The following is a 525-nucleotide window of genomic DNA, read 5'->3' as shown; positions in this document are numbered from 1 at the left end:
AGAGCTCGCCAACCGCCCCGAACGGAACGGGCGCACCATGCCCGTCCAGAAGATAGATCCGCGTGTTCGCAATCGGACGGCCGATCGTCTCGACGACAGCCTGCCCCCTTTGAATGCAAATCCATGTCGAATAGGTCGTCGTCTCCGAGGGACCATAGAGATTGCAGATCGTCTGTGTAGACGTATTCTCAAAGAGCCTCTCGATCAGCGGGCGCTTCAAGGGTTCGCCCGCCAAATTAATAGCCTTTGCCGATTGCGGCACTGCCTGCTTGTCAAGGAGAGAGGTGATCGCCGACGGGACCGTGTTGATCAACGAGACATCCACGGGCGTCTGAGCCAGCTTCAGGGCATTCTCGACGAGATAAAGCGTGCCCCCGCGAGAAAGTGGCACGAAGCATTCGTAGACAGACAGATCGAAATTGACCGAGGTCGAGAACAGCATCCGGCTGGTCTCCGATCCGGCAAAAACGCTGTCGTTCCAATGCAGCAGGTTGACGGTGTTTGCATGCTCGACCATGACACCCT

General features: G+C 57.1%; 1 protein-coding gene. It reads right to left on the bottom strand.

Annotation, left to right across the window (positions count from 1 at the left end; all coding sequences use genetic code 11):
* Window positions 1-525, bottom strand: a 525-nt coding sequence (locus tag AYK65_RS31225; RefSeq protein WP_139793421.1) for an AMP-binding protein, incomplete at both ends; no start/stop codon positions are given.

Source organism: Ensifer aridi (assembly GCF_002078505.1).
Classification (GTDB): Bacteria; Pseudomonadota; Alphaproteobacteria; order Rhizobiales; family Rhizobiaceae; genus Sinorhizobium; species Sinorhizobium aridi.
The sequence above is the reverse complement of the archived record's forward strand: the minus strand, read 5'-3'. Positions and strand labels throughout refer to the sequence as shown.